Source organism: Undibacterium sp. TJN25, assembly GCF_049339885.1.
Lineage (GTDB): Bacteria > Pseudomonadota > Gammaproteobacteria > Burkholderiales > Burkholderiaceae_D > Undibacterium.
This window is the reverse complement of record NZ_JBMPPM010000006.1, coordinates 204,113-219,288: the sequence shown is the minus strand read 5'-3', so window position 1 is coordinate 219,288 and position 15,176 is coordinate 204,113. Positions and strand designations below refer to the sequence as shown.

11 protein-coding genes are annotated in these 15,176 nt (G+C 58.6%); 7 read left to right on the top strand and 4 right to left on the bottom strand.

Annotated features, from left to right (window positions below; translation table 11 throughout):
* Positions 1 to 135: 135 nt before the first annotated feature.
* The 3 genes from ACO0LO_RS16610 to aceE form a co-directional block, all read right to left on the bottom strand.
* On the bottom strand, positions 136 to 720 hold the full coding sequence (locus ACO0LO_RS16610; RefSeq protein WP_422965422.1) for an MFS transporter: 585 nt from the start codon (positions 718 to 720) through the stop codon (positions 136 to 138).
* A 60-nt stretch (positions 721 to 780) separates the two neighbouring features.
* Entirely contained in the window at positions 781 to 2,112 is a 1,332-nt protein-coding gene (aceF, locus tag ACO0LO_RS16605; RefSeq protein ID WP_422965420.1) for a dihydrolipoyllysine-residue acetyltransferase, read from the bottom strand.
* 129 nt (positions 2,113 to 2,241) lie between these two features.
* Positions 2,242 to 4,938, bottom strand: coding sequence for a pyruvate dehydrogenase (acetyl-transferring), homodimeric type (aceE, locus tag ACO0LO_RS16600; RefSeq protein WP_422965418.1), 2,697 nt, complete (start codon positions 4,936 to 4,938; stop codon positions 2,242 to 2,244).
* A 544-nt stretch (positions 4,939 to 5,482) separates the two neighbouring features.
* Between aceE and folD the strand changes: the two genes are divergently transcribed.
* The 7 genes from folD to ACO0LO_RS16565 all read left to right on the top strand — a co-directional run bounded on the left by folD (position 5,483) and on the right by ACO0LO_RS16565 (position 14,371).
* On the top strand, positions 5,483 to 6,331 hold the full coding sequence (gene folD, locus ACO0LO_RS16595) for a bifunctional methylenetetrahydrofolate dehydrogenase/methenyltetrahydrofolate cyclohydrolase FolD (RefSeq protein WP_422965417.1): 849 nt from the start codon (positions 5,483 to 5,485) through the stop codon (positions 6,329 to 6,331).
* On the top strand, positions 6,331 to 8,391 hold the full coding sequence (locus ACO0LO_RS16590) for a M3 family metallopeptidase (protein ID WP_422965415.1): 2,061 nt from the start codon (positions 6,331 to 6,333) through the stop codon (positions 8,389 to 8,391). The genes folD and ACO0LO_RS16590 overlap by 1 nt, the downstream gene beginning before the upstream one ends.
* 32 nt (positions 8,392 to 8,423) lie before the next feature.
* Positions 8,424 to 9,038, top strand: a complete 615-nt coding sequence (locus ACO0LO_RS16585; protein WP_422965413.1) for a glutaredoxin family protein — start codon at positions 8,424 to 8,426, stop codon at positions 9,036 to 9,038.
* 64 nt (positions 9,039 to 9,102) lie between these two features.
* Positions 9,103 to 9,528 carry a DNA polymerase III subunit chi gene (locus ACO0LO_RS16580; protein ID WP_422965411.1) on the top strand — a complete coding sequence of 142 codons (426 nt, stop codon included), beginning with the start codon at positions 9,103 to 9,105 and terminating at the stop codon, positions 9,526 to 9,528.
* Positions 9,525 to 10,022 (top strand): hypothetical protein, encoded by a 498-nt coding sequence (locus tag ACO0LO_RS16575; RefSeq protein ID WP_422965409.1) that lies wholly within the window; start codon positions 9,525 to 9,527, stop codon positions 10,020 to 10,022. The genes ACO0LO_RS16580 and ACO0LO_RS16575 overlap by 4 nt, the downstream gene beginning before the upstream one ends.
* A 140-nt stretch (positions 10,023 to 10,162) precedes the next feature.
* The gene (locus tag ACO0LO_RS16570) at positions 10,163 to 11,467 is read left to right on the top strand and encodes a D-amino acid dehydrogenase (RefSeq protein ID WP_422965407.1); all 1,305 of its coding nucleotides are present in this window, start codon (positions 10,163 to 10,165) and stop codon (positions 11,465 to 11,467) included.
* Between the two features lie 339 nt (positions 11,468 to 11,806).
* A complete protein-coding gene (locus ACO0LO_RS16565; RefSeq protein ID WP_422965405.1) occupies positions 11,807 to 14,371 on the top strand; it encodes a prolyl oligopeptidase family serine peptidase in 2,565 nt (854 codons plus the stop codon).
* A gap of 241 nt (positions 14,372 to 14,612) precedes the next feature.
* Here the strand turns inward: ACO0LO_RS16565 and ACO0LO_RS16560 are convergent, their stop codons facing one another.
* Positions 14,613 to 15,122 (bottom strand): Lrp/AsnC family transcriptional regulator, encoded by a 510-nt coding sequence (locus ACO0LO_RS16560; RefSeq protein ID WP_422965403.1) that lies wholly within the window; start codon positions 15,120 to 15,122, stop codon positions 14,613 to 14,615.
* Between the last annotated feature and the right edge of the window lie 54 nt (positions 15,123 to 15,176).

Below are 15,176 nucleotides of genomic sequence, written 5' to 3'. Positions count from 1 at the left end.
CCTGGTGGAAGTTGTCGCCGGAGCGAGTTGGAAATCGTAGCAAGCAGCTCTAGTTTGCGCCTGGGACGCGGAGTCGTACTTCAGTACTTCAGTACGATGAGCATCCCAGGTTCAAAATAGAATTGCGCAGTAGATTTACAACTCGTCTCCTAGTTGTTTTGTTGAAAAATGTATTAAATTGATAGGGCCTGCAGTGCTCTTGTCAAACTCTGCACCCGCCAGTATCCCCGTCTCTGCAATTTCTTTTGCGCTGGTGGACTTGTCGTACACTGCATACATCGCACCGAGCGCAAAATTACGTCCGCTGCCTATGCCCCAGAAGCGGTCAAAGGCAAATACCTCGCGATAGGAATACACGCCGAAAATACCGTAGGGGTTCGCCACCAAAGCGGTGATTTGCGAAGACTCGTACGGATCATCGTCATCTTCCTTGTGGTTCAGAAAAAACTTGTCCTTCAGCACTGCATGGATACGGGAAAAAGTTTCAAACACCTCTTCCCGCGTCCGCAGATGGCATTCCTGCTCCATGGTCGCCAGCAACTTGCGCATCACAGGAAAATGGGCGGCAGAGCCGGCCAGGGCGATATACGATTCGCCGACCTGGATAATCTTGTTGTTCTGCTCGTAGCCGTGGGACAGCCGGGTATCTCCGAAGGTCACCAGGGAATCGGCAGCAATAGCGATTTCGTTTTCTTTTCTGACGACGACGCATGTAGTCATGTTTGCCTCCTTAACAAAAAACAGGGCGAAGAAGCCTGCAAACTCCTCGCCCGTTGTTTGTTACAGCATGGTCTTGCGCAGGTCCGCCATCACGTCTGCCAGGTAGGTAGTAAACCGGGCAGCCATCGCGCCGTCTATGACGCGGTGGTCGTACGACAAGGACAAAGGCAACATCAGGCGAGGCAGGAATTGCTTGCCATCCCATACCGGCTTGATAGCCGACTTGGACAAACCGAGGATGGCGACTTCTGGTGCGTTAATAATGGGTGTAAACGCGGTGCCGCCAATACCACCCAGCGATGAGATCGTGAAAGTCGCACCCTGCATGTCCGCAGGTTTCAACTTGCCATCGCGGGCCTGTGCCGACAATTCACCCATTTCCTGGGCAATCTGCGACAAGCCTTTTTTATCGGCGTCCTTAATGACAGGAACGACGAGGCCGTTTGGCGTATCCGCAGCGAAACCAACATTGTAATACTGCTTTACAATCAAGTTCTCGCCATTCGCATCCAGCGAGGAATTGAAGGCCGGGAATTTCTTCAGGGCAGCAACGCTGGCCTTGATGACGAAAGCCAGCATGGTCAGCTTGACGCCGGACTTGGCCATCGCCTCGTTGGAGGATTTGCGGAATTCTTCCAGCTCGGTGATATCGGCTTCTTCAAACTGCGTCACGTGCGGGATCATGACCCAGTTGCGATGCAGATTGGGGCCGCTGAGCTTTTTGATGCGGGACAGGGGCAGCAGCTCGGTGGCGCCGAACTTGCTGAAATCCAGCGAAGGCCATGGCAGCAGATCCAGGCCTGCACCGCTGCCGCCTTTGGAGCTTGCGGCGGCCGGTGCTGCTTTCGCTCCGGACATGATGCCCTTGACGAAATTCTGCACGTCTTCCTGCGTCACGCGGCCCTTGTTGCCGGAACCGCTGACACGGCTCAGATCCACGCCCAATTCACGCGCAAACTTGCGGATGGAAGGCGATGCATGCGATTTGCCATTGGCGGCAGGTGCGGCAGGTGCAGTAGGTGCGGCACTTGCCACAGCTGCAGGTGCAGCGGCAGGAGCTGCAGCAGCGGGGGCTGCAGCAACCGGTGCAGGCGCTGGCGCGGCGGCTACAGCAGGGGCAGCAGCAGCGACGGGGGCAGGCGCGGCGGCTGCGCCGGAGCCTTCCACGATCAGCAGCAGCGAGCCTTCAGCGACCTTGTCGCCGACCTTGACCTTGATTTCCGTGACGACGCCGGCCTGGCTGGACGGAATCTCCATGCTGGCCTTGTCCGATTCCACGGTGATCAGCGACTGGTCGACCTTGATCGTGTCGCCCACCTTGACCATCAATTCAATAATTTCCACTTCCTTGAAATCGCCGATGTCCGGCACTTTGACTTCAATTGTACTCATAGCTTTAGCTCCATTCTCTCCCTGCCTGCCGGGATATGTTGCGGGCCTAATTCTTTATCGCCGCGCGTTCGCTGCGATGAATTCTGCGCCCGCCCCGCTCCCGGCAAGGAAGGGGGTGGTAAGGTCAAATTAAACAGTCACCGGATTTGGTTTGTTGGTATCGATACCGTATTTGGCAATGGCCTGCGCCACAACGGAGGCTGACAGTACGCCTTCATCCGCCAGCGATTTCAGCGCAGCGATCACGACGAAATAACGGTTCACCTCGAAGAACTCGCGCAACTTGGCGCGGCTGTCGGAGCGGCCGAAACCGTCCGTGCCGAGCACCTTGTAGCTGCGGCCCTTCGGTACAAAGGCGCGGATCTGTTCGGCAAACGTGCGCATGTAGTCGGTGGAGACGACGATAGGGCCGGTGCTGCCTTTCAGGCATTGCGTCACATAGGCTTCACGCGGTGTGTCGGACGGATGCAGCATGTTCCAGCGTTCGATATCCTGGCCATCGCGCGCCAGCAGCGTAAACGATGGTGCGGACCAGACGTCGGCGCCGATGCCCCAGTCGTTTTTCAGCAGTTCCTGCGCGAACATCACTTCGCGCAGGATAGTGCCGGAACCCATCAGTTGCACGCGGTGCTTGGTGCCCTGCTCGCCTTGCTGCAACAGGTACAGGCCTTTGATGATGCCCTCTTCCTGGCCTGGTTTCAGGCCTGGGTGGCTGTAGTTCTCATTCATCAGCGTCAGGTAGTAGAACACGTCTTCCTGATTGGTGACCATGCGGCGCAGGCCGTCGTGCATGATGACGGCCACTTCATGCGCGAAGGTAGGATCATAAGGCACGCAGTTCGGGATGGTGGACGCCAGCACATGGCTATGGCCGTCTTCATGCTGCAAGCCCTCGCCGTTCAGCGTGGTGCGGCCGGCGGTGCCGCCGAGCAGGAAGCCGCGTGCGCGCATGTCGCCCGCCGCCCATGCCAGATCGCCGATACGCTGCAGGCCGAACATCGAGTAATAGGTGTAGAACGGGATCATCACGCGGTTATTCGTCGAGTACGACGTTGCCGCGGCAATCCACGAACTCATGCCGCCCGCTTCATTGATGCCCTCTTGCAGGATCTGGCCGGCCTTGTCTTCACGGTAGTACATGACCTGGTCTTTATCGACCGGTTCGTACAACTGGCCGACCTGGCTGAAAATACCGATCTGGCGGAACAGGCCTTCCATACCGAAAGTGCGCGATTCATCGACCATGATAGGCACGACGCGCGGGCCCAGGCTGGCGTCGCGCAGCAGCGTGGTCAGGATACGCACATAGGATGCGGTAGTGGAAATCTCGCGGCCTTCCGCAGTCGGCTCCAGCATCGCCTGGAAGGCGGACAGCTCAGGCACGACCAGCACTTCGTCGGCTTTCTGGCGGCGCTGTGGCAGGTAGCCGCCCAGGGCCTTGCGGCGCTCGTGCAGGTATTGCATTTCCGGCGTGTCGTCGGCAGGCTTGAAGAAAGGGATATCCGCCAGCTTGTCGTCGGCGATAGGCAGCTGGAAGCGGTCGCGCATGGCCTTGATCGCTTCGTCGTCCAGCTTCTTGGTGTTGTGCGCAGTGTTGCGCGCTTCGCCGGACTTGCCAAAACCGTAGCCCTTGATACTCTTGACCAGCAGGACCGTAGGCTGCCCTTTGTGCTCCTGCGCCACCTTGAATGCTGCATAGATCTTGTGCGGATCGTGGCCGCCGCGGGTCAGGCGCCAGATGTCGTCGTCGGACATCTTGCTGACCATTTCCAGCAGCTTCGGATGCTTGCCGAAGAAGTTGGCGCGCACATAGGCGCCATCCTTGGCTTTGTAGTTCTGGTATTCGCCGTCGACGGTTTCCATCATCACTTTTTGCAGGATGCCTTCCTTGTCCTTGGCCAACAGCTCGTCCCAGCCGCTGCCCCAGATGACCTTGACGACGTTCCAGCCGGCGCCACGGAAATCGGATTCCAGTTCCTGGATGATCTTGCCGTTGCCGCGTACCGGGCCATCCAGGCGCTGCAGGTTGCAGTTGACGACAATAACCAGGTTATCCAGCTTCTCGCGGCCGGCCATGCCGATTGCGCCCATGGATTCCGGCTCGTCCATCTCGCCGTCGCCGCAGAATGCCCAAACCTTGCGGTTGGCCGTGTCGGCGATGCTGCGTGCATGCAGATACTTGAGGAAACGCGCCTGGTAGATGGCCATCAGCGGGCCCAGGCCCATCGATACCGTCGGGAACTGCCAGAAATCAGGCATCAGCTTAGGATGCGGGTAGGAAGACAGGCCCTTGCCGTCCACTTCGCGGCGGAAGTGCAGCAGCTGGTCTTCGGACAGGCGGCCTTCGAGGAAGGCGCGCGCGTAGATGCCGGGGGATGAGTGGCCCTGGATATACAGCAGGTCGCCGCCGTGGTTTTCGCTCGGCGCGTGCCAGAAATGGTTAAAGCCTATGCCCAGCATGTTCGCCAGCGATGCAAAGCTGGACAGGTGGCCGCCCAGGTCACCGTCCAGGCGGTTGGCCTTGACGACCATCGCCATCGCATTCCAGCGCATCCACGAACGCAGGCGCTCTTCTATTTCCAGATTGCCGGGGCAGTGTTCGCCGACATCGGCGGGGATCGTGTTGACATAGGCAGTGTTGCTGGAAAACGGGATGTGCGCTCCGCGGCGGCGGGCCAGATCAACCATGCGCTCCATCAGGTAATGGGCGCGCTCAGGGCCTTCGCTTTCGATGACGGATTCAAGCGCATCCAGCCATTCCTGGGTTTCGATTACATCGGGATCATTGACGGCTTGCGTCAGGACTTGGTCAATCTGGGGTGACATCTTGAGTCTCCTATTGGTGCATGTTCAGTAAACACGCTTGGCGTATCGACAAATTACGGCTTGGGTATTGTTTGCGCAAGCATTCTAACAGGAGTTTTTTACTTTTCAAATAGCGATATATGATTTCATAATGTGATATTTTGCTGCGATGCAGGGTAAAAAAACAGTATCTCGCCTCATGCCCTATACAGTCTGCCTATTGCCTCTTTTGCAGCGCAATATCGGCCACTCAATCTGAATCCATGTGGCAACAAAACTCAATAATTCCTTGCGGAAATATACGGCCGGCCGCAAGCTGGCAACAGTTGTGCGGCAAGTGCAAGCTGTAATATCTGCTTACAAATATCTTGCCGGCGCGGACCAGGCAAACGCTACACCGCCGGCCTGTTTTATAGACTGCCTGACAGGCAATCCGATAGCCTATTTGCCAGCCTGTTTCGTAGCCTGAGCTATGCTGCATCCACACTCCGTGAGCGGATGTTAGCGGATAGATGCCGCCGTAATTTATAATTCCGGTTTAATCCCTCTGCCACCGACGCCTATCATGACCGCCCAAATCATCAACGGAACCCAGCTCTCCCAACAAATCCGCGCCGAAGTGACACAGCGCGCCGCCGCGCTGACAGCGCAAGGCAGGCAGCCCGGCCTGGCCGTGATCCTGGTCGGCGACAGCCCTGCATCGCAGGTCTATGTGCGCAACAAGGTCAAGGCTTGCGAGGATTGCGGCTTCCACTCGGTATTGGAAAAATACGACAGCGACCTCAGCGAAGCCGCATTGCTGGCCCGCATACAGGCCCTGAACAGCGACCCAAAAATCCACGGCATCCTGGTCCAACTGCCTTTGCCTGCGCATATCGATGCCAACAAGGTCATTGAAGCGATTGCTGCAGAAAAAGACGTGGATGGTTTCCACGTCAGCAACGCCGGCCTGCTGATGACAGGCCATCCGCTGTTCCGCCCCTGCACGCCCTATGGCGTGATGAAGATGCTGGAATCCATCGATTACCCTGTGCGGGGCGCCAATGCCGTTGTCGTCGGGGCATCGAACATCGTCGGCAAACCGCAGGCTATGCTGCTCTTGCAAGCCGGCGCCACCGTCACCATCTGTAATTCCAAGACACGTGATCTTGGCTACCATACGCGCAATGCCGATATCCTGGTCGTGGCCACCGGCAAGCGGAACATTGTGACTGCCGACATGGTCAAACCCGGAGCCGTCGTCATTGACGTGGGCATGAACCGCGATGACGAAGGCAAACTATGCGGCGACGTCGATTACGCCAATGCCAAGGAAGTGGCGGGATATATTACCCCCGTCCCTGGCGGCGTCGGTCCGATGACCATTACGATGTTGCTGGTAAATACAATTGAAGCTGCCGAAAGAACCCGATAATGGAACACAATCCCCTGCTCGACTTTAGCGACCTGCCCCGTTTTGACGCGATCCAGCCTGAACATGTGACACCCGCGGTGGAAGCGCTGCTGGAAGAAAACCGGGCCGTCGTTGCCAGGCTGGAACAGCCGGGCGAAACCGTCAGCTGGGGGAATTTTGTAGAGCCCCTGGAAAACGCGACCGAAAAGCTGGGCCGCGCCTGGGGTATTGTCAGCCACATGAATGCGGTGGTCGATACGCCGGCCTTGCGCGCGGCCTACAACGAAAATCAACCCAGGATCACCGAATTCTGGACTGCACTGGGCCAGAACCTGGCCTTATTCGACAAGTACAAGGCCTTGCAGGCGGATGCCGGCTATGCCGGCCTGCCGCAGGCGCGCAAAACCATCATCGACCATGCAGTGCGCGATTTCCGCCTGGGCGGCGCCGAACTGGCGGACGACAAAAAACAGCGCTACGCGGAAATCCAGGAAAAGCAGGCGGCCCTGTCCACCAAGTTTTCCGAGAACGTGCTGGATGCGACCAACGACTACGGCCTGTTCATTGAAAACGCCGACGAACTGAAAGGCCTGCCGGACGACGTGCTGCAGGCGGCCAAAACCGCCGCCGAAAAAGACGGCAAACCCGGCTACAAATTCACGCTGCACTTCCCGTCCTACTTCCCGGTGCTGCAATACGCAGACAACCGCTCGCTACGCGAAGCCATTTACCGCGCCAATGCCACCAAGGCCTCTGAACTGGGGACCAAGCCGGAGTGGGACAACACGGCGATCATCGCCGAGCTGCTGCAACTGCGCAAGGAAGAAGCGCAACTGCTGGGCTACCGCAATTTCGCCGAGGTATCACTGGTGGCCAAGATGGCGGAGTCGCCGGCCCAGGTCAGCGCCTTCCTCGAAGACCTGGCCCACCGCGCCCGCCCTTTCGCAGAAAAAGACCTGGCCGAGTTGCGCGAGTTTGCGCGCGACCACCTGGGCGTTGCCGACCTGCAGTCCTGGGACACCACCTATGCCTCCGAAAAGCTGCGCGAACAGCGCTATGCGTTTTCCGAACAGGAAGTGAAGCAGTATTTCCCTGAGCAGAAAGTCGTGGCTGGCCTGTTCCGTGTGATTGAAACGCTGTTCGCGGTAGAGATCAAGGACGACGTGGCCAGCACCTGGCACAAGGACGTCAAGTTCTACCGCATAGAAAAAGACGGCCAGTTGGTCGGCCAGTTCTACCTGGATTTGTATGCGCGCAGCGGCAAGCGCGGCGGCGCGTGGATGGACGATGCACGCGGACGCCGCCGCACCGCTGGCGGCGTACAGACACCGGTGGCCTACCTGACCTGCAACTTCAGCGAACCTGCGGTCGTCAACGGCCAGAGCAAGCCTGCGCTATTCACGCACGACGAAGTGATCACGCTGTTCCATGAATTCGGCCACGGCCTGCACCACATGCTGACGCAGGTGGAAGAGTTGTCGGTATCTGGCATCTCCGGCGTGGAATGGGATGCGGTGGAGCTGCCTTCGCAGTTCATGGAAAACTTTTGCTGGGAATGGGACGTGCTGCAGCACATGACGGCGCATGCGGACACCGGCGCGCCGCTGCCGCGCGCGCTGTTCGACAAGATGATCGCGGCAAAAAACTTTCAGTCCGGCATGCAGACACTGCGCCAGGTGGAGTTTTCGCTGTTCGACATGCATTTGCATGACGATTTCGACGCTTCCGGCACGCAAAGCGCGCAGGATATCCTGGATACCGTCAGGGAGCAGGTGTCGGTTTTCAACCCGCCGGCCTTCAACCGCTTCCAGCATTCCTTTGGACATATCTTTTCCGGCGGCTATGCGGCGGGTTACTATAGCTACAAGTGGGCAGAAGTCCTGTCTGCGGATGCCTACGGCGCGTTTGAAGAAGCCGGCGCCGGCGGAGGCAGCACGCTGTCGCGCGCGTCCGGCAAGAAATTCCAGTCGGAAGTACTGGAAGTGGGCGGCTCCCGCCCCGCGCTGGAATCGTTCAAGGCTTTCCGAGGACGCGAACCATCTATCGATGCATTGTTACGCCACAACGGGATGACAGCCTGAAAACCTCTGTACACGTACAGTAAAAGGAAGCCATGAAGATGAAAAAAGTATTGTCCGGCCTGCTGTTGTTGTCCACCGGCCTGCTGGCGCTGAATGCGTCGGCCCAATTGTATAAATCGGTAGGCCCCGACGGCAAGGTCACGTATAGCGACGTGCCGCCTCCACCCAGCATCAAGCGGGTGGAAGTCAAGTCGATTACCGGCGGCGATTCGCCAGTCAATAATTTTCCGGCGGATCTGGCCGGGCCGGCGTCCAAAAATCCGGTGGCGTTTTATTCCACTGCGGGCTGCGCGCCCTGCGATGAAGCCAGGTCCATGCTGAAGAGTAATGGCATCCCCTTTGCAGAAAAAACCGTCAAGACCAATGAAGATGTCGCCAGGCTGAAACAGGTCAGTGGCGGCGCCTTGCTGCCGGCGATGACGGTCGGTTCCAAAAAAATATCGGGCTACCAAAGCGCCGACTGGCGCACGTCGCTGACCGATGCGGGATACCCGACGACCAACAGGTTGCCGAAGGACTACCGCTATCCGGCGCCTGAAGCAGCGGCGCCTCCTCCTCCGCCGCCTGCCAAGGCCAAGGATACCGCCAACGATGCCAGCAAGCCGGCGCCCGCGCAGCAAAACGGCGAAGCTACTTTCCGTTTTTAGCCATCAGCCATCGGTTTTTAGCCTTTAGCCATTAGCCACTAAGTAGCCACTTATCCAGAATCACATGACGCGAATAGATTTCCACAGCAATGTCCCCGACAAGATCGCGTACGCGTGCCGGTTGATCCGCAAGGCCAGGGCGGCCAAATGCCGCATCGTCGTGTTCGACAGCGACAGGGCACAACTGGAAAGGCTGAACCAGGCGCTGTGGACGTTTTCCGAGCAGGATTTCCTGCCGCATGTGATGGCCGGCGATCCATTGGCGACACAAACCCCAGTGGTGCTGAGCGCCAGCGACGATGCGGAGTTCCCGCACCATGAACTGCTGATCAACCTGACCAGCCAGACGCCCGGCAGCTTTGCCCGTTTTGAACGGATGATAGAACTGGTCTCCACCAGCGAGCAGGACACGCTGTCCGGCCGCGAGCGCTACAAGTTCTACCAGCAGCGCGGTTATGCACTGACTCATTCTGTGGCGAAACTGTCATGAGCAACCCCATGGACGCCAACATCCCGGTGCTGACCGACATCATCGGCCCGCAGGACAAGCCTGTCGTCAACGAGCTTGTGGCTGCGCCCGCCGCCGTCCCCGTTCCTGTTGCACCTACTGCACCTACTGCACCTGTCGCACCTATAGCCACGCCAACGCCGCAACCACCGATTGCAACGCGCATGCCCGATGCTCCCGGCGTGTCCGATGCACCCGGTGCCTCACTTGCCGTGAATCCGGCAGCAGCAACCGTCATCAGCGAAGAAGAATGGCAGCGGCTTGAACAGTCCATCCGCGAAGGCGTGTTGAAACAGGTGCTGGCCCGCGTGGATTTTGTGCTGGAACACCGCGTGCGCGACAGCCTGGCTGACGTGCTGCAAACCGCCGTCGAACATCTGGCCACAGACATCCGCGCCGGGCTGCACAAAACGATGGAAGAAGTCGTCACACGTGCGGTCATGCAGGAAATTTCAAAAGCGAAAATGTCAAAATAAAAGCTTTTGCACAAAAAGCTTTGTTTTTTAAACGTTTTGATCCCGCTTGCTTGCAATAATAAAATATTCAACCGCCTTATTGATCACACGAGATTTCGATAAATTTCTACAATCTCTCTATCGATAAATAGGAGACTCCCATGAAAGTGATCGTCTTAGGCGCCGGCATCATCGGCACATCTTCCGCGTGGTTCCTGAAAAAAGCCGGCCATGACGTCACCGTGCTGGAGCGCCAGCCCGGCGCCGCGCAAGAAACCAGTTTTGCCAACGGCTGCCAGATCTCCGTCTCGCATGCAGAACCCTGGGCCAATCCCGCAGCGCCGATGAAGGTGCTGAAATGGCTGGGCAAGGAAGACGCGCCGCTGCTGTTTCGCCTGCGCCCTGAGCTGCTGCAATGGGTATGGGGCCTGAGCTTCCTGCGTGAATGCACGCCGGCCAGGACTGCCTACAACATCCGCCAGATTGTCGCCATCTCCGAATACAGCCGCCAGACCTTGCAGGCGGTACGCGCCGACACCGGCATAGACTACGATTGCCTGACCCAGGGCATCCTGCATTTTTATACCGATAGAAAAGACTTTCAGGAATCCCTGCCCGCCGCCAAGCTGATGCGCGACCTCGGCTGCCAGCGCGACTCCATCGATGCCGACGAAGTGGTCCGCATAGAACCGGCGCTGGCCGGCATCCGCGACAAGATCGTCGGCGGCGATTTCACCGCCAGCGATGAGTCGGGAGACATCTACAAGTTCACCAGCGGCCTGGCAACAAAGGCGGCAGAAGCAGGCGTGGATTTCCGCTTCAGCACCACCGTCACCCGCCTGCTGACCGAAGGGACCGGCAGCGCCGCCAAAATCACCGGCGTGGAAATCATCGATGCCGAAGGCCGCCACAAGGTCTTGCACGCCGATGCCTATGTGATGGCGATGGGCAGTTTCTCGGTGCCGCTGCTGAAACCGCTGGGCGTGAACCTGATGATCTATCCCGGCAAAGGCTATTCGGCGACTTACCGCATCACCGACCCGGATGCAGCGCCGACGGTCTCGCTGACCGACGACGGCTACAAGCTGGTGGTCTCCCGTCTGGGCGACCGCCTGCGGGTGGCCGGCACCTGCGAACTGAACGGCTATACCAGGGAACTCAACACCACCCGCTGCCAAGCCATCACCCGCCGCACGCGTGAACTGTTCCCCCACGCCTGCGACTACGACAACCCGACCTATTGGACCGGCTTGCGCCCGCTGACGCCTTCCAACGTACCCTATATCGGCAAGAGCAAGATCAGCAACCTGTACCTGAACACCGGCCACGGTACGCTGGGCTGGACGATGGGCGCAGGCTCCGGCCGCGCGATTGCCGATATCGTCTCGGGCCTGCAGCCGGATGTGGATTTTGCATTCACAGGAATGAATACGGCCAGCCCGGGCAGGATATTGCAGCCGGCTTAACCGGCCGCACTGAGCAGCAGGTTTTACAGGCACAAGCCGCCAGCCAATGGCGGCTTTTTTTATGCGAAAAAAAAGGTGCAATGGATGAAGCCTATTGCACCCTGCATATTTTTTGCCGGGGTCTAAATGATCAACGCCGCTGTTTGAAGTCCAGGCGCGGCATCATCTTAATATTGCCTTGACAATTTTTCTGTGACAACATGTGGCACGACTTTTTGCCTGATATGAATGCTCCTGCCTGCCGGGACGATATCCTGCATCAGGTTTCCCATCACGGAAAAACATCCGCGCAACGCGCGGATGAACTCAACATACAGATGCACAACAGGAGGGTAGGACTTGTCAGCTCACACCACTTTGAACCGCTTCAGGCTTGGCGCACTGGCGCTGTCTGTGACATCGGCGGCGGCCTTGGTCATCGGCACTGCGCCGGCTTCCGCCCAGGCAGCGCCTGCAGCAGCCGCATCCACTGCCGCCTCAGGATACAGCCAACCACCTCAATATATACTGGATGTGATGCGCGCACCGTCGCCGCCCACGCCTTCCATCAGCCCCACGCGGGACAAGATGCTGCTGGTATCCATGCAGGACTATCCGTCGATCTCGCGCGTGGCCACGCCTTTCCTGCGCCTGGCCGGCGTACGGGTAGAGCCAAAGAACCACAGCAAGCACGACACACCGGGCGGCTATGGCATTACGCCGTGCGCCAGGAGCTTTGCGCTGGTCAGCATTCCCGATGGCGCACAGCGCAACATCAAGCTGCCTGAAGGCGCCTGCCCCGGTGCACCGGCATGGAGTGCAGACGGCAAGCGCTTTGCCTTTGAAAATGTGGCCGCCGATTCGGTGGAGCTATGGCTGGGCGATGCCGCCACCGGCGCAGTGCGCCGTATCGCCGGTGCGCAGCTGAACCCGATGTTTGAAGATGAACTGCAATGGATGCCGGACCAGAAGACACTGCTGGTCAAGCTGGTGCCCAAGCGCATGGGCCCGCCGCCTGCCGAGCCTGTTATTCCCGCCGGCCCCAGCATCCAGCAAACGGATGGAAGCAAAGGCCAGAGCAGCACTTACGAAAACCGCGATACGCTCAACAGCCAGCATGATGAAGACCTGTTTGACTATTACGCAAACGCACAGCTTGCACTGGTCAATGCCGCCACGGGCGCCATCACGCCCCTCGGCAAGCCGGGCCGGTATGCACAAGTGGACCCGGCGCCGGACGGACGGCATCTGCTGGTTGCGACCATTCACAAGCCCTACTCCTATGTGACGACCTATGACCGCTTCCCGCATGAAGTGGATGTGTGGGATGTGTCCAAACCGGCTGCCATCGTCAACCACCACATCGCCTCGCTGCCGCTGGCGGATCGTGTGCCTATCCATGGCGCGCCGCTCGGCCCGCGTGACTTTTCGTGGCGCTCCACCGATGCCGCCACACTGCTCTGGGCAGAGGCACTGGATGGCGGCGACTGGGATGTCAAAGTACCGGCGCGCGACAAGCTCATGCTGCAAAAGGCGCCGTTTACCGCTGCCCCGCTGGAAGTCACCCGTACCGAACAGCGTTTTGCAGGCCTGGCCTACGGCGAACAGCCGGGCGTTGCGCTGCTGACAGAATATGACAACAACCGGCACTGGCTGCGCAGTTTCGTCATTAACCTGGATGACCCTAAACAACAGCCCAGCCTGTTATGGGATTTGTCGACGGACGAAAAATATGCGAATCCCGGCAACCCGGTAAGGCAAAGATTGCCTAACGGCGCCATTGTGCTGCGCCAGGACGGCGACTCCATCTTCCTGAGCGGCAATGGTGCTTCCACGGATGGCGACCGGCCTTTCCTGGACAAGTTCAACCTCAAGACCAAAAAATCGGAACGGCTGTTCCGCAGCAGCAAGACGGCCTACGAGCGTTTTGTCGCCTTCACCGGCCCGGATTCAACAAAATTCCTGACCTGGCACCAGACTGCGGACGATACGCCGAATGCCTTCCTGCGCACTTTGGGCAGCACAATGGAGGCCGCAGCGGGTGAAGCAGGCGTTGCCTCCAGCACGGTCGCCGTCACGCACATCCCCGATCCGACGCCCGCTGTGCGCCAGATCAAGAAGCGCCTGGTCAAATACAAACGCGCCGACGGCCTGGACCTGTCGTTCACGCTGTACACGCCGCCTGGCTACAAGGAAGGCACCCGTGTTCCAACGATCCTGTATGCCTATCCGCTCGATTACGCGGATGCCTCCAAGGCCGGCCAGATCAGCGGCTCGCAGGCAACCTTCACGCGGCTGCGCAACTACCGTTTGCTGCTGCTGGCAGGCTACGCGATCATCGACAATGCCTCCTTTCCGGTCGTGGGCGATCCGAAGAAAGCCTATGACAACTATATGGATCAGCTAGTCGCCGATGCGAAGGCAGCGGTGGATGAAGCAGTGCGGCTGGGCGTGGCAGATCCGGAACGCATCGGCGTCACCGGTCACAGCCACGGCGCGCTGATGACGGCCAACCTGGTCATCCACTCCGACCTGTTCCGCGCCGGCGTGGCCACCAGCGGCTCCTACAACAAGACGTTGACGCCGTTCGGCTTCCAGAGCGAACGCCGTTCAGTCTGGGAAGCGCCTGACGTGTACCAGAAGGTGTCGCCTTTCTTCTATGCCGACAAGGTCAAGACGCCGCTGCTGATCGTGCACGGCGCCGACGATGCCAACCCCGGCACGACACCGCTGCAGGCCAACAAGCTGTATGAAGCCATCCGCGGCAACGGCGGCACTACCCGCCTCGTGATGCTGCCGCATGAGCCACACTGGTATGCCGCGGCGGAATCGAACGAACAGCTCGTCTATGAAATGCTGAACTGGTTTGACAAATATGTGAAGAACGCCGGACCACGCGCGCCGGCAACAGCGGCAGCAAAGTAATGCTGCTGTAAAACATTAAATCGCGCTGAAACAAAAAAAGTGGGCCGTGCTGCAAGTAAAAAGCAGCACGGCCTTTTTACGTAATGCCCCTGCCTTGGCAGCTAAGGGAAACTACGTATATCGTTTAAACCATAGCATCCACGCCCCTCGCAGCCCATTTATGCCCGCAAACCCGCGCCAGCCCTTGATGTCAAAAACTGTCATCGGACACGGCGGCCAGCGCGTTAAAGCAGCATACCGCCTACTTACCCACGCGCACCGGCAGTTCGGCTGCCTTCTCATCAAAGGCAATGCGGGTAGAAAACTTGGCGCGCTTCATCGGAAAACGGGAGTGAAAATGACGTGCGTTGCCGGACCCGGAGATGACGCGCCGCACAAACTGGTAATAGGCATCCATGTCGATCACATGCACCACCAGGAAATAATCATACTCGCCGGACACAAAATAACACTGCATCACTTCAGCTTCCTTGTTCATGCCTGCCTCAAATGCGTGCATGAATTCGTCGGACTGGTTGATCAGCGACACCTCCAGAAAGGCCAGCATGCCGTAGCCCAGCGCGAAGGGATCGACCATCGCCACATCGGCGCTGATGACGCCTGCGTCGCGCAGTTCGCGGATGCGCCGGAGGCAGGTTGGCTGGGAGATGTGGAGTTTGTCCGCCAGGGTTCTGGTCGGGGTCTGATTGTTCTTTTGCAGCAAGTTCAAAAGCTTGCGGTCGACCTTGTCAAGTGCGCGATATTGGGGCATATAAAAAACGTTGAAGTTCCAAAAAAACCACACAAAATAGCTATGCGAAACATT

Excerpts from the sequence above, each read along its gene's own strand:
- ACO0LO_RS16610 (WP_422965422.1), bottom strand. The coding sequence starts at position 720 with ATGACTACATGCGTCGTCGTCAGAAAAGAAAACGAAATCGCTATTGCT.
- aceF (WP_422965420.1), bottom strand. The coding sequence starts at position 2,112 with ATGAGTACAATTGAAGTCAAAGTGCCGGACATCGGCGATTTCAAGGAA.
- aceE (WP_422965418.1), bottom strand. The coding sequence starts at position 4,938 with ATGTCACCCCAGATTGACCAAGTCCTGACGCAAGCCGTCAATGATCCC.
- folD (WP_422965417.1), top strand. The coding sequence starts at position 5,483 with ATGACCGCCCAAATCATCAACGGAACCCAGCTCTCCCAACAAATCCGC.
- ACO0LO_RS16590 (WP_422965415.1), top strand. The coding sequence starts at position 6,331 with ATGGAACACAATCCCCTGCTCGACTTTAGCGACCTGCCCCGTTTTGAC.
- ACO0LO_RS16585 (WP_422965413.1), top strand. The coding sequence starts at position 8,424 with ATGAAGATGAAAAAAGTATTGTCCGGCCTGCTGTTGTTGTCCACCGGC.
- ACO0LO_RS16580 (WP_422965411.1), top strand. The coding sequence starts at position 9,103 with ATGACGCGAATAGATTTCCACAGCAATGTCCCCGACAAGATCGCGTAC.
- ACO0LO_RS16575 (WP_422965409.1), top strand. The coding sequence starts at position 9,525 with ATGAGCAACCCCATGGACGCCAACATCCCGGTGCTGACCGACATCATC.
- ACO0LO_RS16570 (WP_422965407.1), top strand. The coding sequence starts at position 10,163 with ATGAAAGTGATCGTCTTAGGCGCCGGCATCATCGGCACATCTTCCGCG.
- ACO0LO_RS16560 (WP_422965403.1), bottom strand. The coding sequence starts at position 15,122 with ATGCCCCAATATCGCGCACTTGACAAGGTCGACCGCAAGCTTTTGAAC.